19 protein-coding genes and 1 other annotated feature are annotated in these 21,333 nt (G+C 36.9%); of the genes, 15 read left to right on the top strand and 4 right to left on the bottom strand.

What is annotated here, in order from left to right; translation table 11 throughout:
* Positions 1–82 precede the first annotated feature (82 nt).
* The 4 genes from QME45_08245 to mnmA are packed head-to-tail and all read left to right on the top strand — an operon-like array spanning position 83 to position 3,243.
* The gene (locus tag QME45_08245) at positions 83–544 is read left to right on the top strand and encodes an Rrf2 family transcriptional regulator (protein MDI6618654.1); all 462 of its coding nucleotides are present in this window, start codon (positions 83–85) and stop codon (positions 542–544) included.
* The gene (nifS, locus tag QME45_08240; protein ID MDI6618653.1) at positions 537–1,724 is read left to right on the top strand and encodes a cysteine desulfurase NifS; all 1,188 of its coding nucleotides are present in this window, start codon (positions 537–539) and stop codon (positions 1,722–1,724) included. The genes QME45_08245 and nifS overlap by 8 nt, the downstream gene beginning before the upstream one ends.
* Complete coding sequence (gene nifU / locus QME45_08235) at positions 1,721–2,146, top strand: Fe-S cluster assembly scaffold protein NifU (protein ID MDI6618652.1); 426 nt, start codon at positions 1,721–1,723, stop codon at positions 2,144–2,146. Before nifS ends, nifU begins: the two co-directional genes overlap by 4 nt.
* Positions 2,147–2,157: 11 nt before the next feature.
* Positions 2,158–3,243 carry a tRNA 2-thiouridine(34) synthase MnmA gene (gene mnmA, locus QME45_08230; protein ID MDI6618651.1) on the top strand — a complete coding sequence of 362 codons (1,086 nt, stop codon included), beginning with the start codon at positions 2,158–2,160 and terminating at the stop codon, positions 3,241–3,243.
* A gap of 20 nt (positions 3,244–3,263) precedes the next feature.
* On the opposite strand, the gene QME45_08225 is transcribed toward mnmA, so the two are convergent.
* Entirely contained in the window at positions 3,264–4,562 is a 1,299-nt protein-coding gene (locus QME45_08225) for an O-antigen ligase family protein (protein MDI6618650.1), read from the bottom strand.
* Between the two features lie 89 nt (positions 4,563–4,651).
* Here QME45_08225 and QME45_08220 point away from each other — a divergent pair, with 89 nt between their 5' ends.
* From QME45_08220 to QME45_08170, 11 genes are all read left to right on the top strand, one after another.
* The gene (locus tag QME45_08220) at positions 4,652–5,230 is read left to right on the top strand and encodes a PRC-barrel domain-containing protein (protein ID MDI6618649.1); all 579 of its coding nucleotides are present in this window, start codon (positions 4,652–4,654) and stop codon (positions 5,228–5,230) included.
* Entirely contained in the window at positions 5,227–6,273 is a 1,047-nt protein-coding gene (locus QME45_08215; GenBank protein MDI6618648.1) for an AI-2E family transporter, read from the top strand. Before QME45_08220 ends, QME45_08215 begins: the two co-directional genes overlap by 4 nt.
* A gap of 162 nt (positions 6,274–6,435) precedes the next feature.
* Positions 6,436–6,707, top strand: a binding site (T-box leader).
* Between the two features lie 42 nt (positions 6,708–6,749).
* Complete coding sequence (alaS, locus tag QME45_08210; GenBank protein ID MDI6618647.1) at positions 6,750–9,386, top strand: alanine--tRNA ligase; 2,637 nt, start codon at positions 6,750–6,752, stop codon at positions 9,384–9,386.
* Positions 9,387–9,681: 295 nt separating this feature from the next.
* Positions 9,682–9,939 (top strand): IreB family regulatory phosphoprotein, encoded by a 258-nt coding sequence (locus tag QME45_08205; protein MDI6618646.1) that lies wholly within the window; start codon positions 9,682–9,684, stop codon positions 9,937–9,939.
* 17 nt (positions 9,940–9,956) lie between these two features.
* Positions 9,957–12,044, top strand: a complete 2,088-nt coding sequence (locus QME45_08200) for a hypothetical protein (protein ID MDI6618645.1) — start codon at positions 9,957–9,959, stop codon at positions 12,042–12,044.
* Positions 12,045–12,068: 24 nt separating this feature from the next.
* Complete coding sequence (locus tag QME45_08195) at positions 12,069–13,019, top strand: aldo/keto reductase (protein MDI6618644.1); 951 nt, start codon at positions 12,069–12,071, stop codon at positions 13,017–13,019.
* Positions 13,020–13,029: 10 nt separating this feature from the next.
* Entirely contained in the window at positions 13,030–13,446 is a 417-nt protein-coding gene (ruvX, locus tag QME45_08190) for a Holliday junction resolvase RuvX (protein MDI6618643.1), read from the top strand.
* A 68-nt stretch (positions 13,447–13,514) separates the two neighbouring features.
* Entirely contained in the window at positions 13,515–13,769 is a 255-nt protein-coding gene (locus QME45_08185; GenBank protein ID MDI6618642.1) for a DUF1292 domain-containing protein, read from the top strand.
* 292 nt (positions 13,770–14,061) lie between these two features.
* On the top strand, positions 14,062–14,505 hold the full coding sequence (locus tag QME45_08180) for a Fur family transcriptional regulator (GenBank protein MDI6618641.1): 444 nt from the start codon (positions 14,062–14,064) through the stop codon (positions 14,503–14,505).
* A gap of 169 nt (positions 14,506–14,674) precedes the next feature.
* Complete coding sequence (locus QME45_08175) at positions 14,675–16,339, top strand: ribonuclease J (GenBank protein MDI6618640.1); 1,665 nt, start codon at positions 14,675–14,677, stop codon at positions 16,337–16,339.
* Between the two features lie 70 nt (positions 16,340–16,409).
* Positions 16,410–16,871, top strand: coding sequence for a QueT transporter family protein (locus tag QME45_08170; GenBank protein MDI6618639.1), 462 nt, complete (start codon positions 16,410–16,412; stop codon positions 16,869–16,871).
* Positions 16,872–17,015: 144 nt separating this feature from the next.
* Here QME45_08170 and QME45_08165 read toward each other — a convergent pair whose 3' ends face one another.
* The 3 genes from QME45_08165 to QME45_08155 all read right to left on the bottom strand — a co-directional run bounded on the left by QME45_08165 (position 17,016) and on the right by QME45_08155 (position 20,499).
* Positions 17,016–18,620 (bottom strand): extracellular solute-binding protein, encoded by a 1,605-nt coding sequence (locus tag QME45_08165; protein ID MDI6618638.1) that lies wholly within the window; start codon positions 18,618–18,620, stop codon positions 17,016–17,018.
* Positions 18,621–18,734: 114 nt separating this feature from the next.
* Positions 18,735–19,634 (bottom strand): carbohydrate ABC transporter permease, encoded by a 900-nt coding sequence (locus tag QME45_08160; GenBank protein MDI6618637.1) that lies wholly within the window; start codon positions 19,632–19,634, stop codon positions 18,735–18,737.
* A 22-nt stretch (positions 19,635–19,656) separates the two neighbouring features.
* Entirely contained in the window at positions 19,657–20,499 is an 843-nt protein-coding gene (locus QME45_08155; GenBank protein ID MDI6618636.1) for an ABC transporter permease subunit, read from the bottom strand.
* Between the last annotated feature and the right edge of the window lie 834 nt (positions 20,500–21,333).

Genomic DNA, 21,333 nt, shown 5'->3' with positions numbered 1-21,333 from the left:
ATAAAAAATTTGACACGAATTTAAAGATATGATATCCTACTATAGAAATCCGAGTCAAAAGGTCGGGATTGGTGGTGGTTTTATGAAGCTGTCGACAAAAGGTCAATATGGGGTCAAGGCAATGTTTGATTTGGCGTTGCATTATGGAGACATTCCGATATCGCTACGAGAGGTTGCAAAGAGGCAGGACATATCGGAGTATTATCTCGAGCAGCTAATAGCCGTGCTTCGCAGAAAAAACCTTGTAAAAAGCGTAAGAGGGGCACAGGGCGGATATGTACTTTCAAGGGATCCGTCGAGTATTACTGTCGGTGAAATCTTGGATGCTCTTGAAGGTCCTGTAGAAATATCCGAATGTTTGGAAGGTAATTCTGAGTGCCTGAAGATGAGTTGCTGTGTGACCAGGCTGATCTGGATTAAAATAAGGACGGCTATAAACGATGTAGTAAACTCGATAACATTAAAAGACATGATAAATGATTACCAGAACTTATGTAAAAAAAACAAACTTTCGATAAAAAGGAGCGGGGATAATTATGAATAAAATCATTTATATGGACCATGCGGCCACAACTTTTACTAAACCTGAGGTATTGCAGGAAATGCTGCCTTATTTTACGGAAAAGTTTGGCAATCCATCGTCGATTTATTCAATCGGGCGTGAAACAAAATCTGTGATAGAAAAAGCCAGGGGAAGAGTTGCAAAAGTGCTTGGGGCATCGCCTGATGAAATATATTTTACAGCCGGAGGTTCCGAAGCGGATAACTGGACGCTTAAGGGCATTGCTTTCGCAAACAAAGATAGAGGCAACCATATAATAACCACAAAAATAGAGCATCCTGCGATATTGCACTCATGCCAATTCCTTGAAAAACAGGGGTTTGAAGTTACTTACCTACCTGTAGACGAATACGGCCTTGTAAACATAGAAGATTTGAAAAAGGCTATAACAGATAAAACAATACTCGTTTCCGTAATGTTTGCAAATAATGAAATAGGTACGATAGAACCGATTCTTGAAATCGGTAAAATATGCAGAGAGAGGGGCATATACTTTCATACTGATGCTGTTCAGGCTGTTGGGAATGTACCTATAAATGTTAAGGATATGAACATCGATCTTTTGTCTCTTTCGGCACACAAGTTTTATGGTCCCAAAGGGATCGGGGCTCTTTACATAAGAAAGGGAGTCAAGATAAATCCTCTCATACATGGTGGCGCCCAGGAAAGCAACAGAAGAGCCGGGACGGAAAATGTTCCTGGAATAGTTGGGCTTGGCAAGGCTATCGAACTCGCAGGAGAAAATATTGACAGTCACATAAATAAATTGACCGCTTTAAGGGATAAGCTTATAAATGGAATAATGGCAGATATTCCTTATACAAAACTGAATGGCCATCCTCAAAAAAGGTTGCCCGGCAATGTAAATGTCTGTTTCAGATTCATCGAGGGCGAGTCGATGCTTCTTTTGCTTGATGAAGTTGGAGTATGCGCATCCAGCGGTTCGGCCTGCGCATCAGGGTCTCTTGATCCTTCCCATGTGCTTCTTGCAATCGGGCTTCCCCATGAAATAGCACATGGTTCCTTAAGGCTTACTATAGGCGATGATACTAACGAAGAGGATATTGACTATGTATTGGATGTACTACCCAAGTTTGTTAAGAGATTGAGGGATATGTCGCCTCTGTATGAAGACTTTGTCAGGAAGGGGAAAAACAAATGATATATAGTGAAAAAGTAATGGATCATTTCAGACATCCAAGAAATGTTGGCGAGATAGAAAATGCCGATGGCGTTGGAACCGTTGGCAATCCGGTATGCGGAGATATAATGAAAATATACTTAAAAATAGATGATAACAGAATAACGGATGCAAAATTCAAGACTTTTGGCTGTGGAGCCGCCGTAGCATCAAGCAGCATGGCAACAGAATTGATAAAGGGAAAAACGGTCGATGAAGCATGGGGAACGTCAAACAAGGCGGTCATGGAGGCATTAGAGGGACTTCCGCCTGTAAAGATACACTGTTCTGTGCTGGCTGAGCAAGCGATACATGCCGCAATAAACGATTACAGGAAAAAACATGGCTTAGTTCCTATACCTGAAGGTAAAGATAATGACTCACACGAAAATAGTGCTCAATAACAGGAGGCAATATGAAGGCGAGAGTAGTTGTAGGAATGAGCGGTGGAGTGGACAGTTCCGTTACCGCCGCTATTTTAAAGAATGAAGGTTATGATGTCATAGGTATAACTATGCAAGTCTGGCCGGAGATGGAAAGCGAAGTAAGGGAAGTAGAGGGTGGATGCTGCTCTCTTTCGTCCGTAAACGATGCCAGGCGCATATGCGATATACTTGGAATAAGATATTATGTTTTAAATTTTAAAGATATATTCAAGAAGAAGATTATAGATTACTTCGTAGAGGAATATTTGTCGGGAAGGACACCCAATCCATGCATAGCATGCAACAAATATATAAAATTTGACGAACTGTTAAAAAAAGCAATGCAGCTCGGTGCGGAGTATGTTGCAACAGGGCATTATTCCAAAATTGAATTTGACAGGGGCCTTAACAGATATCTTTTGAAAAGGTCTGTGGACGATAAAAAGGATCAGACGTATGTTTTGTACGGTCTGACACAATTTCAGCTTGAGCATACTCTGATGCCTCTTGGCAATTACACTAAGGATAAAGTAAGGGAAATGGCAGCGCGGTTGAATTTCCCGGTAGCTAAAAAGCCTGATAGCGAAGAGATATGTTTTATACCTGATAATGATTACGGAAAATTCATCAAGAAGACCCGGCCCGATAATATCAAGCCAGGTTACTTTAAAGATAAAGAAGGCAGGATATTAGGAAGGCATAAGGGTATTTCCTACTATACCATAGGTCAGAGAAAAGGGCTTGGCCTAGCTTTTGGAAAACCTATGTATGTTATAGATATAATTCCTGAAAAAAATACTGTGGTGCTCGGGGAAGAAAGGGATGTATTTTCCGATCGTTTAAGAGCTGTAAAGTTAAACTTTATACCTTTTGACAGCTTAAAGGATGCCATGAAGGTTACGGCTAAAATAAGATATGGTGCAAAAGAGGCTCCGGCAGTTATTTCACCGGATGGTAAAGGCGGCGTAAATGTGAAATTTGATACCCCTCAAAGGGCTATAACTCCGGGCCAATCGGTCGTATTTTATAGCGGCGATATAGTTGTCGGCGGAGGAATAATTGAAAGGGCGGATTGATTTATCTGCCCTTTGGCATGTCATGAATCCCCATATGAAGAAATAAGCATTCCAAGAAGAGACCAGTATAAGGGTGCGACGGATACCACGCTTATGTTGAAAAAAGCCTGTATTATGTATGCTGTTACGCCTCCTAAAAAACATAATGTATAGATATTTTTATTTCCGTATTTCAAACTTTTCAATGCCTTTCTATAAACAATCGATAAAAAGACCATATAGAAAAACAGCGATGGAAAACCTGTTGTCACAATAATCTGCAAATACTCATTATGTGCCTTGTCTACATATATATTTTGGGAACCGAAATGATACTTGGCCTCCTTTGGACTCATAGAGAAAACTTTATCAAATGTATCGGGCCCGGAGCCGAGTATTGGTCTTTCAAAAATATAATCCATCGTTCTAAGCCATATAAATATTCGCTGCGATCCTGCCGTACTGTTTATGGAAGGTTTGCTGATCAAGGATGCAAAATCAGATGCGATTTTTTTAAACCTTGAGGAAACGCTTCCCTTATGTATCATATTGATTGAAAATGCCACCAGAATAAATATCAGGAGCAACGCTAATATCTTTTTATATTTCCTAATGGATTCTTTAAAAAAAACAATAAATAAAAAAATCAGAGAGAGCATTATGCCTAACCATGCGCTTCTTGCCATAGAACAAATCAATGCAGAAAATTGGACTAACGCGGCAAAGAAAAGCAAAACAGACTGCAGAGTCTTTTTATTCCATATGCAGCAAATAATTGTGACAGGAATCACGATCGATAAATAGCTTCCGAGAAAATCCCTGTTTCCAAGGGTGCTGAAACTATTGTAAACCCATTCCTTTCGGATGCTGTCCCTCTTGATCGGGTCGATACCTATATATTGAAGTATCGCATATAAAGAGATTATACATGAGGATATAATAATAAAAGCGATTACTTTTTTATAGCCGTTGTTATTTTTTACATATAGATATGAAAAATATAATATCAAGAAATATGAAATATAAGCAAACGCACCTTCACATCTTAAAGGTCTTCCCCAAAAAGACTGGGACCTGTATTTTGAAAACCATGCCGAAAGCAATATCATCGCAGCATATAAGGACAAGAAAAACAATTCCCATGAAAGATTCAATGATATATTGCCTTTTAAAAAAATATATAGCGTAAGAAAAGTTATAGCAAGTACAATAAAATAAATTACTGTAATTTTGGGATAATAAAAATAGTCTGTGCTTTTGGTCCAGATTATCAACGGCACAAAAGCATCAATCGCTATTATTAAGATAAATACGGCTTTTTTAATAGATTCATCGTTCATATTGATACCTCATTTTTATACCATATACATAATATTATTTTAAAAATTCCATTAAGTCAAATATGTGATGGCGCGTGGGAGGCATATTCTTGGATGTACCCATGGTCGGTGAGGTGGCGAATATGAAAAAGTCAGCGCTATTTTCAGGCATAGAGGTCATGGATCTTGAAAATGGCAAGATAATCGGAAGAATAAACGATATATTGTTTTTCCCATACAGGGAAAAGGTGTTGGGCTTTAGTATAAACTGCGGAAGATGGGTGAAAAGCTGCAAAATACTGCTGCCAGAAACCATTTACCATATAGGCAATGACGTTATAACCATAAAGGATAAAAGCGGCATCGTAGATAAGTCGAGCATGCCTGAAATAGAAAAAGCGATAAAAGATAAAAATAAAGTAATCGGGATGCGGGTCTTTACACGCGAAGGTGATGAACTCGGTTTTCTTGAAGATATAATAATCGATGAAAACAATATGACTATCCATGGCTTTGTTATATCAGGAGGCATCATAGATGATATCATAAAAGGAAAGTCCATCATACTGTTCGAGGATAAGATAATATTCGGTGAAGATTCCATAATTATAGATTGCAGTGAGGGAAATGTCATGCTAAAAAATGAGATGTCATTAAAAAAGTATCTGGAAAACAGGAGAATAGAATGATGAAAAACCATATACCAAGGGCATTCATTATCCGAGCTATAATAATTCTGATGCTATTTTTGCTATTTTTTCTTGTGTTCAAATACTGGGGCAAGATAACAAAAATAGCATATCCATTCTTGGTGAGCCTTTTTCTTGCATACCTTTTGAATCCTGCAGTATGCTATATGGAAAGAAAGGGAATTAAAAGAATTTTGGGCATATGGATTATATTCATATTTTTTATCGGGATTTTGTTCTCCATATGCTTTTTTTTGCTTCCAATCCTGGTAAGGGATATGGGAAAACTCATAAATATACTTCCGCAATATACGGAAGAAATCAGGGAAAATATAGGTTATATTCAGAAAGTTTACAGCAGGAGCGGCCTTCCAGATGGCATTAAAAACGTACTGGTAGGTAATATCAATAAACTTCAAAATGTAATCGCCGTGTACTTGGGAAAAGTTATGACATTTATAATGTCAACGCTTTCAAAAATTTTTTCGATAGCGCTTATACCCGTACTTTTATATTATTTTTTAAAAGATTTCATGAAGATAATACATGGGATAAAAAGGATAATCCCTAAAAAATACAGAACGAGAATAGTAAACATATGCATAAATATCGACGAAGTTTTTGGAGATTATATAAGGACACAGTTGATTTTATCGTTAATAGTAGCTGCCATGACGACGGTATCCCTGATGCTGCTCAGGATAAATTTTGCTCTTATAATAGGTATTATAAACGGTATCACAAATATAATACCGTATTTTGGCCCCATCATAGGAGGTATTCCCGCTGTCGTATTAGCACTCCTGCAGTCTCCTTTAAAGGCAGTGTATACGATAATTATGCTATCGGTTATACAGCAAGTTGAAAGCGATATAATATGCCCGAGGATTACCGCCGATACGGTGGGCCTTCATCCTGTAACGGTCATGCTGTCTTTACTTGTAGGCGGGGAATTTTTCGGCATGACAGGTTTAATACTCGCCATCCCTGTAGTCGCGGCACTTAAGGTGATTTACAAGGATGTTATAAAAAATCTCTTTTAATTGGATTCTTAAGGCTTGCAGCCTTAGAACTTATAAAACTTGAATCTGGCGAATGAGTGTTCAAAATAACATAAGTTCATATTATGAATCGAAGATTTTTATTTGCTGTCAATTGACAAAAACATGATGATTTAATATAATGATTTTACTTGATATTTTTTGATAAATGTTATGAAGGGGATTTATGGCAGCAGATTCATAAAGAGAGAAGGTGTACGGTGCGAGCCTTTTGATATGCGGCTGTATGCTGTCCTGGAGCAGCAGGGTAATGAAGCCCTGACGGGAGTGTAACCGTTATATGCGTTAAAGATATTTTAACAGGCATTTAAGATAAAAATACTCTGCATTATATAAAGATGCTTTGGGGCCAAAGAACAGAAAAGTTTCTGTTAAAATAACTAGGGTGGTACCGCGGATAACCTTCCGCCCCTATTTTGGGAGCAGGAAGGATTTTTTTATTTACTGGAGGTTTTATTATGGAAAATATGGGATTAAATGAAATAAGGCAAAAGTTTTTAAGTTTTTTTGAATCAAAGGGGCACTTGATACTTCCGAGTTTTTCACTGGTACCTAAAAATGATAAAAGTTTGCTCCTGATAAATGCAGGTATGGCACCGTTGAAGCCATATTTTACAGGACAGGAGATTCCGCCGAGAAAAAGAGTTACAACATGCCAGAAATGCATACGAACAGGAGATATTGAGAGGGTAGGCAAAACAGCAAGACACGCTACATTTTTTGAGATGCTCGGTAATTTTTCCTTTGGCGACTATTTTAAAGAAGAAGTAATCCCATGGGCATGGGAATTTGTAACGGATGTATTAAAGCTTCCGGAGGATAGGCTATGGGTTACGATTTATGAAAACGATGATGAAGCGTTTGAGATCTGGAATAAAAAAGTAGGGCTTCCCGAAAAAAGAATAGTAAGGATGGGAAAAGAGGATAACTTTTGGGAAATAGGTGAAGGCCCGTGCGGCCCGTGTTCCGAAATTTACTTTGACAGAGGAAAAGATAAGGGATGCGGAAGGCCCAACTGCTCTGTAGGCTGTGACTGTGACAGGTTCATGGAATTCTGGAACCTTGTGTTTACCCAGTTTGACAAAGACAAGTTTGGAAATTATAACAAGCTTGCCCATCCTAATATAGATACTGGTATGGGACTTGAGAGAATGGCTGTCATAATGCAAAATGTGGACAGTATTTTTGAAGTGGATACCATAAAAAATATTTTAGATGAAGTATGTAAAGTTTCAAATGTGAGGTTTGGAGAAAATAAGAGGACGGATTCGTCTATAAGGCTCATTACTGACCACATAAGAAGTGTGACATTTATGGTAAGCGACGGGATACTTCCTTCAAATGAAGGAAGAGGATATGTGTTAAGAAGGCTTATAAGAAGGGCTGCAAGGCATGGGAAACTTTTGGGGATTACCGGATCATTCCTTTATGAGCTGTGCGATATAGTGATTAAAGATTCCAAGGAGGCATATCCTGAGCTTTATCAAAAAAAAGATTACATTAAAAAAATAATCAAAATTGAAGAAGAAAAATTCGATGAGACCATAGACTCGGGCATGGCAAAATTGAATAATTTCATAATTGATTTAAAATCCGAAGGCGGTAATGTTTTATCCGGTGAAAGCGCGTTTAAACTATACGATACGTTTGGCTTCCCCGTCGAACTGACAGGCGAGATACTTGAGGAGCAGGAGCTGAAGATCGATATGGAGGGCTTTAATGAGAAAATGAAAGCCCAGAAAACGCGGGCAAGATCAGCAAGGGAAGAAACGAACTATATGGGTGTAGAACCCGGCGTATTCATGTCACTGCCATCGGATATAAAAACTGAATTTGTGGGGTATGATAATTTAACATCGGTTGGGGAAGTGCTTGCTATAGTAAAGGATGGTGCTATAGCCGACAAAGCCTGCAAGGGCGACGAAGTATCCGTTATATTGGATAAGACAAGTTTTTACGCTGAAATGGGCGGACAAGTGGGAGATACAGGAACTATCAAGGGTAATAGTTTCACAATTGACGTAACGGACTGCAAAAAGACGCCGAACGGCAAGATAATTCATATCGGAAGGGTGACTGAAGGAGCGATATCAAAAGGTGACCGCGTGGTGGCGGCTGTGGATGGCAAAAGAAGGGATGATATTGCGAGGAATCATACTGCAACCCATTTGCTTCAGGCTTCTTTGAGAAAGGTCCTAGGTCCGCATGTTGAACAGTCCGGTTCTCTTGTGGCACCGGATAGGCTGAGGTTTGATTTTACACATTTCGAGCCGATAAAGAAGGAAACATTGATTGAAATCGAAAGGCTGGTAAACAAAGAAATAATGGATGCGGTCGATGTCAATACATTTGAAACATCCTTGAACGAAGCCAAGGACATGGGGGCAATGGCGCTGTTTGGAGAGAAATACGGATCTGTAGTAAAAGTAGTCAAAATCGGGGACTTCAGCATGGAATTATGCGGAGGCACTCATGTAAAAAATACATCTTCAATAGGAATGTTCAAGATACTATCGGAAGGGGGAGTTGCGTCCGGAGTAAGGAGAATAGAGGCAGTTACAGGCTATGGGGCACTGTCGTATATAGAAGATATCGAAAGTATTTTGAATGATGCTGCAGACTTATTGAAAACAAACATAAGGGATCTTGACAAGAAAGCGGAATCTATCATGCTGGATATAAAGAGTAAGGAAACTGAAATTGAGAGATTAAAGTCAAGGATTGCCCAAAAAGCGACTTACGATATAGCAAAAGCTGCAAGGGATATAAAAGGAGTAAAGATAGTTACAGCCACAGTAGATCTCGATACTGGTGCAATGAGGGAGCTTGGCGACAGGCTTAAAGAAAAATTAGGCAAATCGCTGATAGTCTTATGCAGCAGCAACGCTGAAAAGACAACATTTATTTCCATGGCAAGCAAAGACGCAGTATCATCAGGCATACACTGTGGAAGGATAATCAAGGAAGTTGCGAAAATCGCGGGTGGAAACGGCGGTGGAAAACCAGATATGGCGCAGGCCGGCGGTAAATTCAGGGACAAAATAGATGAGGCTTTAAATAATGTATATATCCTGGCTGAAAAAATGATTAAATAATTGTTTTAAAGCACATAATTTATATGTGAAATATGTATTGATGATAAATCAAGAGTATTTTTTATTCTGATTCTCAATTTGAAATTTGTTGAAAATAAAGCTGTAATGTTTTTAACGATGCAATTAAGCATTATGAAAGTTTTTATGAACCGAAGTATTTTATCTTCGATTCGTAATTTGGGAGCAGACATAAGTTCATATTACGAATTGAAGGTATTTTATATTTATATATTGAAACTTCCAAAAATATGTATTAATATATGGTGTATAAATATGTATTGTAGAGGGTGATTTTATGTCTGACAAATTCAATGAAACTATGAAGTTTGACGTTGAAAAGGAAAGGTGCAATAAAGCCAAGGATATTCTGATAAGTGTTTATGACTCCCTGAAAAAGAAAGGGTATAATCCGATAAACCAGATGGTAGGATATATTTTGTCAGGAGACCCCACATATATTACGAGTTTCAATAATGCGAGGAATAAGATAAGGGAAGTAGAAAGGGACGAACTTTTAGAAGAACTTTTAAGAAGCTATCTGAAAGATAAATAGGAGGCAATAGTTTTCTTTTGGCAAAATTTTATAAATCGGGTTTACTGTTGATTTTATTTTTGGTTTGTATAGTTTGGCATTCATCTGCAAAGCCTATGAAAAAAACAGTGATAATAACGATAAATGCCGCATCACTCGATGATTTCTTGAACAATAAAGACATAAATAATATAGCAAGAAATGGATATATAGGTTTGATGAGTTCAAAATCCAACGGTAAAATCAATCAGTATAAACCGTATCTTACCATAGGAAGCGGTGAAAAGGGAGAAGTTAATTCCGGCCATTTAGTTGCGAATAAGGCGGATGAACTTGTTATAGAAAAGTATCAAAACATCACGGGCATTAAGTGTAACCCTGGAAGTATCGTTAATCTCTCTATCAACAGGATCGCCAATGCAAATTCAAAGACTCTGTATAACGCCATTCCCGGAAAGTTAGGAAGCATATTAAGGTCAAATGGAATGAAAACGGCGTTTATAGGAGGCTATTTTAGAGGTGAAAATTTTATCTCACCGGCTTTCCTTATAGCGATGGACAGATATGGCCTTTCTGATTATGGCGATTTGATTGACACATCAAATATCGATGGAGTATTAAACTCATTTAAAAAGAATTACAGCATTTCCGATTTTTTAGTGATAGAATTAGGAAATATCGAAAACCTTTATACGGAGAGGAATATTTATTTTCATACGGCATATGAACTAAACTGGAATAAGCAGATGGAGTTATGTGGTAAAGTGATAAAATCGATAAAAGAAAGTATCAATTTTTCAAATACGGTTTTATTGATATTATCTCCGTTTTCACCTGATAAAGCCGGGAAAAGCAGCGAGCTTCTATGTCCGCTGGTATTATATGTTGGAGGGGAAAACAGCGGTGTTTTAACGTCAAAAACTACAAGACGCGAAGGCATAATTTCAACACTCGACATTGCTCCGGCCGTACTTGAGTATTTCAATATAGATAACAGCGGTTTTATAGGTTATCCCTTGAAGGCAAAAAATGTGGCAAACAATACCCAGTATATAGAAAAAATAAACAACATAACTACGGATATTTCAGTATTAAGGATAAGATTATTAAAGTTTTTTGCTATTCTCATAATAATATTTTTGCTGTTTTATATCATTAACTGCTTGAAGAATATAGTATCCGAATCATACGTTGACTTGCTTATTTCATTTTGCCTTTTATTGCCTTTTTCGATGCTTATTGAAGGTGCTCTAAGGATAAGCAGTATGTTTTTGAAAGCGGCCTTTATAGCATTTCTAAGTTTTATTTTGTCTTTGATAATCAATAAATCCATCAAAAACGATATTATAAAGGTGGCAGCGATAGCAGGGATAAATGTATTCGCACTGATAATAGATATAATATCTGGACAAAATATGCTAAAATATAGTTTGTTGGGCTATGACCCCATAATAGGCGCGAGATTTTATGGCATGGGAAATGAATATTTGGGCGTATTTGTATCTTGTACTCTTTTGTTCTGCGGATGCATATCCCAATTAAATAAAAATATGAAGAAAATATTGATTACCCTGATGATTTTTTCTGCTTTTGTTACAGGATTGCCGTGGCTCGGCTCAAACGTAGGAGGCTTTGTAACAGCTGTTTTCGGCTATATTATGTTTATTCTACTTGAAAATAAATATAATATAAAAAAAGCATTTATGATAAGCATTTCCATGGTTTTAATCGGGCTCATATTTGTAGCTGCCTCAAACATATTCTTTACGGGATTAGAATCCCATTTCGGAGTATTGTTTAAGCAGATAAAAAGTGATGGATTGATATATTTATACAATATAGCCGAAAGAAAAATAAAAATGGCAGGGAAGATTGTAAGATATACAATCTGGAGCAGAGTGCTTATAGCGCTGATATTTGGAAGCGTTATCATTATCGTGAAAGCTCAGGGTTATATTAAAAATTATCTTGTTAAAATAGGTCACATAAAAAATTCCTGGATATCTTTAATAATGGCCTGTGCAGTGGCGATACTTTTTAATGATTCAGGCATAATAACTGCCGCCCTTATGATGTTTTACGGGGTATTTAGCATGATGATAATGAATAATAGAAAAATACAATAATTTATTGAAATTAAGGTGTATAATTTGGAATACAGACAATTGGGAAAGACAGGCATTTATGTATCAAGGTTATGCTTTGGTTCTCTGACAATAGGACCTGCTCAGTCAAATTTGTCTATTGATGATGGCGCCGAAGTAATCCTAAAAGCTTTCGACTGCGGAGTTAATTTTATAGATACGGCTAAACTATATAAAACATACGGCTATATTAAAAGGGCTCTGGAGATTTCTAAAAAGCAAAATATAGTCATTTCTTCGAGGTCTTATGATTATACATATGATGGCATGAAAAAAAGCCTTGATGAAGCCCTGCATGCACTTTCTGCAAAATCAATAGATATTTTCGGCCTGCATGAGCAGGAAGATGTTTACACATTAAAGGGACATCATGATGCCATAAGGTGTTTGATGGATGCAAAAAAAGAGGGCAAGATAAAGGCAATAAGCATCTCGACTCATAATATTAAAGCTGTTGAAGCCGCAAGCATTATGCCTGAAATAGATGTAATATTTCCTCTGCTCAATTATAAAGGGATAGGCATAGGAGACGGAGATGCTAAGGGCATGGAAAATGCGATCCACAAGGCAAAATTAAATGGAAAGGGCATATATACTATGAAACCCATAGGCGGCGGGAATCTTATAGGGGAAGTGGAAAAAAGCCTTAAGTATGTAATAGACAATCAGGATATAGATTCGATTGCTGTCGGCATGCAATCTGAAAATGAAGTTATAGCAAATTCGATGGTATTTGAAGGGAAAGAGGTGCCTTCGGATATAAAGAAGACATTAAGGAATACTAAAAGAAGGCTGTTGATAGACTGGTGGTGTGAAGGCTGCGGAAAATGCGTGGAAAGATGCAGCTTGGGAGCGCTGAAAATAGTCAATGGTAAATCCTGTGTAAATCCTGATTTATGCAGGCTGTGCGGGTATTGTTCAACAGTTTGTCCGCAATTTTGCATAAAGATAATATAAGGGTGATAACATGAGGATAATGGGACTTGATGTAGGAGACAAGAGAATAGGTGTTGCAATAAGCGATCCCTTTGGATGGACGGCACAGGGTATAAAGACGGTAGTGAGGATCGAAGGGAGGAAATCCGATATCAGGGAAATAAAAAAAATAATAAATGAGTACGGAGTGGAGAAAATAATAATAGGGCTTCCGAAGAATTTAAACAATACTTTAGGTCCCCAGGGTGAAAAAGTAATTCAATATTCAAAAGAGCTTGAGTCTTCTTGCGGCAGACCAGTTGAATTTTTTGATGAAAGACTATCGACAGTTGCCGTTGAAAGAGTGCTTATTGAAGCCGATGTATCTAGGAAAAGAAGAAGGACGGTTATAGATAAACTTGCAGCTCAATATATATTGCAGTCATATTTGGACTGCAAGTGTAGATAATATTTAATTGACTTATCTTGCCATATAATATAGAATAGCATTATATTAACGAATCGAGGTGTTGCGTTGTGGAAGAAAATGAAAACATCATAACTTTGCTTGATGATGACGGAAAAGAAATACAGTGCGAAGTGATAGATATGTTCGAATTCAATGAGAAAGAATATGCGGTGCTGCTGCCGGAGGAAGAAGACGATCCATATATACTGAGAGTTGATAAGGATGAAGATGGAAATGAGGTTTTTGCTGTAATTGATAGCGACGATGAGTTTGAAAAAGTAGCTGATGCATATGATGAGTTGCTTGAAGATGATGAAGAATGAAGAGCATACCTTATTGGTATGCTTTTTTTCCATAGGGATAATTAGTATTTAGAGGATATGAGTTTGTATTAAAATCGAAAGACTTGCCGGATCATAAGTTTGATAAATGGAAGTCAATTGAAAATGGATATTGACAAATACCAGTAACAATTATAGACTTTAATCGATACTATATAAAATATAAAGAATTTTTATATTTTTTATTTGATAAATCCATGATAGTGGTTTTCAAAATATGATTTATATATTTATTTTATTTTAGAAGGTGTTAATATTGAGTTTATCAAAAGATATGGACATAAGCTCATTAAAGAAAACGCTTAAGGATAAGGGATATAAGTTAACGCCTCAAAGACGCGCAGTGCTCGAAATCATAATAGAAAATGAGGGAAAGCATTTATCTACGGAGGACATATATGAGCTTGTAAAAAAAGATTGTCCTGAAATAGGTCTTGCTACAGTATACAGAACACTGCAATTGCTGGAAGAAATGAATATGATTTTCAAGTTGAACTTGGATGACGGGAAAAACAGATATGAGCTCTCCCATGCAAGTGAGGATCACCATCATCATCACCTGATATGCCTGAAATGCGGAAGCGTTACGGAAGTTGAAGGTGACTTACTGGATGCCCTTGAAAAAAAGGTCAATGAAAAATATAATTTTAAAGTTACCAATCATATATTAAAATTTTTTGGATATTGCAGCAAATGCCGGGGAGAAGAAAATAAATAGTTGGCCGATTATCCATGTGATGCCATTATATCTGTATGTGAAGACGGCGAATGTTGCGTAACATTACGAGTAGTTAATAAACTAATGTGAATGTTAATACTGTATGTGTGAACGGTATTTAATATATAAAAACATATAAAAACCGGAAAAATAAGGAGGGATATTTTTTTTGGCAAAAAGAGAAAAACTAAAGATAATTCCACTTGGTGGCCTGGGTGAAATTGGAAAGAATATGACCGTAGTAGAATATAAAAATGATATTATAGTTATAGATTGCGGGCTTATGTTCCCGGAGGAAGAGATGCTCGGGATAGATATTGTGATACCCGATATAACGTACTTAATCAAGAACAAAGACAGGTTCAGGGCGATAGTGCTTACACATGGTCATGAAGACCACATAGGGGCGCTTCCCTATGTGCTTAAACAGATTAATGTACCGGTATATGGTACAAAACTTACGCTTGGCCTTGTCGAGAATAAATTGAAAGAGCACGGACTATTAAATGAGGTCGAATTAAAATGTGTAAAGGCAAAAGACAAGGTTAAGATTGGTGATTTTGAAGTTGAGTTTATAAAGACAAGCCACAGTATCGCCGATTCCGTTGCGCTTGCGATACACACTCCTGTAGGAGTTATCGTTCATACGGGAGATTTTAAGGTCGATTATACGCCTATTGACGGGGATGTAATAGATCTTGCAAGGTTTGCAGAACTCGGTAAACAGGGTGTACTGCTTTTAATGGCCGATAGCACAAATGTTGAGAGAAAAGGATATACGATGTCTGAAAGGGTAGTAGGTGAGACTTTTCAGAATATATTTGGGAAAGCAAAAGGCAGAATAATAGTAGCTACATTTGCATCAAATATTCATAGAGTTCAGCAGATTATAAATGCGGCGTATAGCTATGGCAGAAAGGTTGCCGTGTCCGGAAGAAGTATGGTTAATGTTGTGGATGTGGCTTACCAGCTGGGGTATTTGAATATACCCGAAGGTACATTGATTGACATCGATGATATTGACAAATTTCCGAAGGAGAAAATAGTAATAATTACCACCGGAAGCCAGGGTGAACCGATGTCCGCACTGGTCAGGATGTCGACTTCTGAACACAAAAAAGTAGACATTATTCCGGGAGATATGATAATTATTTCTGCAACACCCATACCCGGCAATGAAAAATTCGTATACAGAGTAATAAACCAGCTTTTTAAGCGCGGTGCAGATGTTATATATGAGGATCTGGCTGAGGTGCATGTTTCCGGTCATGCATGTCAGGAAGAACTTAAATTAATTCACACACTTGTAAAACCAGAATTTTTTGTGCCTGTTCACGGTGAATACAGGCATTTGAAGCAGCATGCGCTGCTGGCGCAAAAATTGGGTATGAAGCCAGAAAATATATTTATACTTGAAAACGGATCCATATTGGAGCTAAATCATAAACATGCAAGAGTTGCCGGTAGCGTCACAGCAGGCCAGGTACTGGTAGATGGTTTAGGAGTCGGAGATGTTGGTAATATCGTGCTGCGTGACAGAAAACATCTGTCGCAGGACGGAATACTGACAGTGGTTGTTACAATATCAAAAGAGTCCGGAAGCGTTATAGCCGGTCCTGACATTATATCAAGAGGTTTTGTTTATGTCAGGGAATCCGAAGACTTGATGGATCAGGCAAAAGAAATTGTAAAAGAAACTTTGTCAAAATGCGAGGAGAAGCAAATTTCAGATTGGTCAACAATCAAGACCAATATAAAAGAGGCTCTAAGGGGTTTCCTTTATGAAAAGACAAAGCGTAAGCCTATGATTTTGCCTATAATAATGGAAATATAATTGGAAGTTAATTTATTACCTCAGGCATTATGCCTGAGGTAATAAATTAAAATGTTGAGAGGTGGTTAATTTGGTAAAATATGATTCTAAGTACATAGCAAAGGCTGGAATAATTGCAGCCATATATGTTGCACTCACATTAGCACTCGGTAGCCTTTCATTTTCAGCAATACAGGTCAGGATTTCCGAAGCCTTGGTTATTTTGCCTTTTATAGATAGTGCAGCTATACCCGGAGTCTTTATAGGCTGTTTGATAGCTAATATATTTGGGGGGCTGGGTCTTGTAGATATCGTTTTCGGAAGCCTTGTAACGCTTCTGGCGGCATATTTAACATCAAAAATGCCGAATAGGATACTTGCAGTAGTGCCTCCTGTGGTTCTAAATGCTTTTATAGTATCAATATGGGTGAGCAAGTTTTCAAATGCCCCATACCTGCTGACAGTGCTTACGATAGGTCTTGGAGAATTCTTTTCAGTAGGCGGTCTTGGGATTCTTCTCCTGATGGCGGTTGAAAAGATTAATAAACACTAAAATTAAAAATCCTTATTTATGGTATTAAGTATATCAGATGGGGTTGATTGTTTTATTTGCCATGCGAATTCAACAGACTAAGATTATAATAACAGAAAATGGTGGATATACTGTTAAACAGTATATCCACCATTTTAAAGTCTTTTATTTTGCAAATTTAGCGATTTTTGCATTATTGGAATCAAGCTGCTTTTGCAGCGCTGCATTCACTGTATCATATCCTAAGGTTTTACGCTTTGCAACGTAATCGCTCATTATTTTATCAAAATCGGCATCGGATTTAGCATGTAACAGTGATGGCAGTGTTTTATCCCACAGTGAATATAGAGAAACCTGATTTTTGGCCTCAGGAGTGTTTGCCTCAAAAGGTACGAACTCAAAGGCCCCATTGTAGAAAGAATAAGGCTTGTTCCAATCTCTTATTAATTTTGTTGAAGGCAGGATATTATCAATATAATCTACGCTTTGTGGGTTTGTGCAGAAATATGCCCATTGTCCTACGCCGGACGAAACGTCATTCTTTGCAAGCATATCTTTGTATTCCTGTGTGATTATATATTTGTCTCCTTGCTTTGTAAATGTTTTACCTTCAATACCCGCAATCTGCAGTTCGGTAGCTTCAGGTGAAAGCATATAAGTCATAAATTTAATAGCATTTTCCTGATGCTTTCCTGTCGCGGAAATAACTGTTGTCAGCCAGCCATTAGGGGAGCCTGCGCTAAGCGTTGGTTCTGCTCCACTTATATTCTTAGGCCCCGGAATAGCTATATATGCTTTATCGGGATTGCTTGCATACCAGGTTTGTATCTGGCCGGTATAGTCTGTCCATTGATCTATCATGCAGAAATATCTTCCATTCTGCAGATTGGTACATACCTTGTCCCCATTGTCTGCAAAATCATCAGGAGGTATAAGCTTTTCCTGTGTTGCCTGGCGGAACATCTTCAGCCAGCGAAGATACTCAGGATCTGTATAACGGTCATAAATTTTTCCATCGGAAGTCTGGTAAGGTATAGCAAGAAAATCCATCAATTCCCTGCACAATGAAAGGCTGCCATTTTCATCTCCATCAGCGCCGAATGGTTTGACACCCAGAGGGATTAATGTTCCATTCTCAACTGTTGGATACTTTGCCTTGGCGTCCCTTAAAGCTTTTAAAAAACCTTCCGTTGTCGCCATATCCGGTTTTCCTATTGCTTCATAAATATCTTTCCTTACCCACATATCATAATTGGAGAAGACATTCGGATCGTTCTTAACTGCTTCCGGGTTGGTTGTATAACAATTATACCCATAGACATTTCCATCGTCCTTTGTATTCCAAATAAGAACATCCTTATCAGCATTCTTGTAGAAATCAGGCGCATACTTATCTGCCAATTTATTTAGAGGTGTAAGCATTTTGGCTGAAATCATCTGATTCAAATTTGTATCAGACCAGCCCAATGTTATCAAATCAGGTAAGGTGCCAGATGCAATCATGGTTGTCAGCTTCTGGTTTTCGCCGCCTGCTGGAGGTACAATTACGTTTACCTTAAACCCGGTATCTTTTATAATCTTTTGGGTGACCCAGTCATCGCCCCATTTTGAAGAAAACCATGAGAGATTCAAATACCAGTCGACAGGTTTTTCAGCATTTGCCTGTTCACTCGAAGCTGCGCTTTTCTTATCGTTTTTGTTAGCACAGCCAGCAAACATACTTATAGCAAGTGCTACTGCAATACATAAGGAAATAATCCTCTTTTTCATACAGATTCCTCCTAAATATATATTGTTATCCCAGAACATATTTATTTTATAGTAAATTCTGAGTTAACTTCACATAGAACGATTAAATACCGGTTTTCAAATTTGCCTGTACTTTTATCCTTTTACTGAACCTATTAAAACTCCCTTTATAAAATACTTTTGCAAAAATGGATAAACAATGACGATTGGTACACAGGTAACGACCATCGAAGCATATTTCAAGGATTCAGCAGAGGTTTTGTTCTGCGCCATCATCTCTGCCGGTACATTTTTCATCATTGCCAAAGCAGTATTTGCTTGAATAATCTGATATAGATAATTTTGCATCGTGCGTAAACTTTCGTTGTCGGTAATATAGAGGACATATGTAAAATAATCGTTATATTGGCCAACTCCATTAAAAAGCGCGATTGTGGCTATGACTGGCATTGAAAGCGGGATGATAATTCTTAAAAAAATAGTAAACTCATTTGCTCCATCTATCTGCGCAGATTCTTCAATTGAATCGGGAAGGCCCTTGAAGAAGGAAATAAAAATCAGTGCATTGTAAAAAGAGAACAGTCCGGGAATAATATAAACCCAAAAGCTGTTTAACAGATGTAAAGATTTAATTACAAAATAAGATGGAATCATTCCTGCTGAAAATACCAATGTGACTATGCCGATGCCCATATATATTTTTCTTCCTATAAGATATTTTTTACTTAGTCCATAAGATACCATAGCAGTAAAGAAGACACTGGAAACAGTACCTACAACTGTTCTTAAAACTGTAATTGCGAACGCATGAAAGATTGCTTTATCCTTAAATACAATATTATAGTTATATAGAGTAAACTTTCTAGGGAATAACATAAAAGCAGCTTTTGACGCATCTATAGCATCATCAAACGAATAAACTAGAATATACCATATTGGATATGCTACTGATAGTAATAACAATATCATAATCAATATATTGACAACGTCAAAAATTGTTTCTCCTGTAGTTTCACGACTTTTTTTGAATGTCACATTAATTCTCCTCTCTTAAAATTTAGAATATCGAGTTGCCTGTCGAACGGCGTGCAAATGCATTTGCACCAACCAGCAAAATAGCCGAAACCAGGGATCTAAACAGACCAACTGCCGTTGCATAATCAAAACGATTATACATGAATGACTGCTGATAAACGTAAATATCAATAACATTTGAAGCAGGGGCATTTACTGCATTTCTTAAAACAAAAATCTGGTCAAAGTTCGAACCAAACAGCCCGCTTATTGACAGAATGAGCATCAATACAACCGTCGGTGCGATAGAAGGAAGTGTTATATTCCATATCTGTCTGAATTTACCTGCACCATCGATTCTTGCAGCTTCAAACAGTTCCATATCGATACCTGCGATAGCTGCTAGATAAATAATCGAGTTCCACCCGAATTCCTTCCATAATTCTGAAATGACGGAAATAGCCCAGAAGTAATTGGCATTCGCCAACATGTTACTTGTATCGTCTACTATATGCATATGATAAAGTGCTTTTGTAAGCAGTCCTGAATCCGCAAGCCAAATCAACATGATACCAGCTACAATAATCCATGATAAAAAGTGAGGTAGATATGTAACTGTCTGTATGAATTTTTTAAATCTTGACTGTTTAATTTCATTTAGTAGTAGTGCAAATATTATCGGTATTGGAAAACCGACCAATAATTTAAAAAAAGAAATCCCGATAGTATTAATCATAACGTTAGAAAAGTCGGGACTATTAAGGAATTCCTTGATATATGAGAGTCCTACCCAATGGGCTAGAGAAAGATTTGTTCCCATTGTAACATTGTATTCCTTAAAGCCAATCTGAGCGAAATAAACAGGATATAAATTAAATACCAACATGAAAATAACTCCTGGAATAACCATTATCAATAAATAGCGTTGTTTATAAACTTTCCGGAGAAAACTATTCTTTTGTGGGATCAAATTCACATTTTTCATGTGACTTACTTCCATTTTATCACCTACTTATTCAAATTTAGTAGACAGCACATATATAATACTGTCATTTAAATATTTATAAATTGATTGCTAATAACTTAACTATTAATTTAATTAAGTTAATTAAATTAATTTATATAATACAAAAGTAATACATGTTTGTCAATATATTATTTATATATTATGAATATTATAGTAAATTTATTTAGTTATAAAATATTTTAATATTTTGGCATCTGCATATTTTAGATTAATATTATTATCGATAAAGTTTAGAAATATTGTTAATGTGGCAAAAAAATGATATTATCTAAATATAACATGCAGAAAAATATAAATAATATAAAAATAAATAGATTAAAAGTGTCTAAATAAGATTTGCCAAAAGCTTAGAAAGCTTGTAAGAATCCAGAATAATCGGTGCCTATGAAGTGCGAGATAAATAAATAAAGGAAGGCATGTTATAAGTTAGCAGATAGTTCTCAGATAAATACTCGTATTGAAGATGGAAGCCGATCATGTAGTGGTGAATCATAGTATTAAGACCGGTAAGTATATTCCAGTTAAATTTTTTGGTACTTGGTCAATTCATTATTAGCAAAATTTCTAAAACATATTGCACTAATTATTGCTATATTATATACTTAATTAAATTAATTATATACATAATATGATAGCTCCTTCGATTCGCAATTTGAAATCAGGCATAAATAGGATTATGTTATTTTGAGCGAC

This window comes from Clostridiales bacterium (genome assembly GCA_030016385.1).
GTDB lineage: Bacteria > Bacillota > Clostridia > Clostridiales > Oxobacteraceae > JASEJN01.
Note: the sequence above shows the minus strand (reverse complement) of the source record. Positions and strands in the feature narration are given on the sequence as shown.

What these genes read in the sequence shown, in the direction of transcription:
- nifU (MDI6618652.1), top strand. Translation starts at nt 1,721, where the DNA reads ATGATATATAGTGAAAAAGTAATGGATCATTTCAGACATCCAAGAAAT.
- mnmA (MDI6618651.1), top strand. Translation starts at nt 2,158, where the DNA reads ATGAAGGCGAGAGTAGTTGTAGGAATGAGCGGTGGAGTGGACAGTTCC.
- QME45_08215 (MDI6618648.1), top strand. Translation starts at nt 5,227, where the DNA reads ATGATGAAAAACCATATACCAAGGGCATTCATTATCCGAGCTATAATA.
- QME45_08165 (MDI6618638.1), bottom strand. Translation starts at nt 18,620, where the DNA reads ATGAAAAAGAGGATTATTTCCTTATGTATTGCAGTAGCACTTGCTATA.
- ruvX (MDI6618643.1), top strand. Translation starts at nt 13,030, where the DNA reads ATGAGGATAATGGGACTTGATGTAGGAGACAAGAGAATAGGTGTTGCA.
- QME45_08205 (MDI6618646.1), top strand. Translation starts at nt 9,682, where the DNA reads ATGTCTGACAAATTCAATGAAACTATGAAGTTTGACGTTGAAAAGGAA.
- QME45_08155 (MDI6618636.1), bottom strand. Translation starts at nt 20,499, where the DNA reads ATGTTGGTATTTAATTTATATCCTGTTTATTTCGCTCAGATTGGCTTT.
- QME45_08245 (MDI6618654.1), top strand. Translation starts at nt 83, where the DNA reads ATGAAGCTGTCGACAAAAGGTCAATATGGGGTCAAGGCAATGTTTGAT.
- QME45_08180 (MDI6618641.1), top strand. Translation starts at nt 14,062, where the DNA reads ATGGACATAAGCTCATTAAAGAAAACGCTTAAGGATAAGGGATATAAG.
- QME45_08225 (MDI6618650.1), bottom strand. Translation starts at nt 4,562, where the DNA reads ATGAACGATGAATCTATTAAAAAAGCCGTATTTATCTTAATAATAGCG.
- alaS (MDI6618647.1), top strand. Translation starts at nt 6,750, where the DNA reads ATGGAAAATATGGGATTAAATGAAATAAGGCAAAAGTTTTTAAGTTTT.
- nifS (MDI6618653.1), top strand. Translation starts at nt 537, where the DNA reads ATGAATAAAATCATTTATATGGACCATGCGGCCACAACTTTTACTAAA.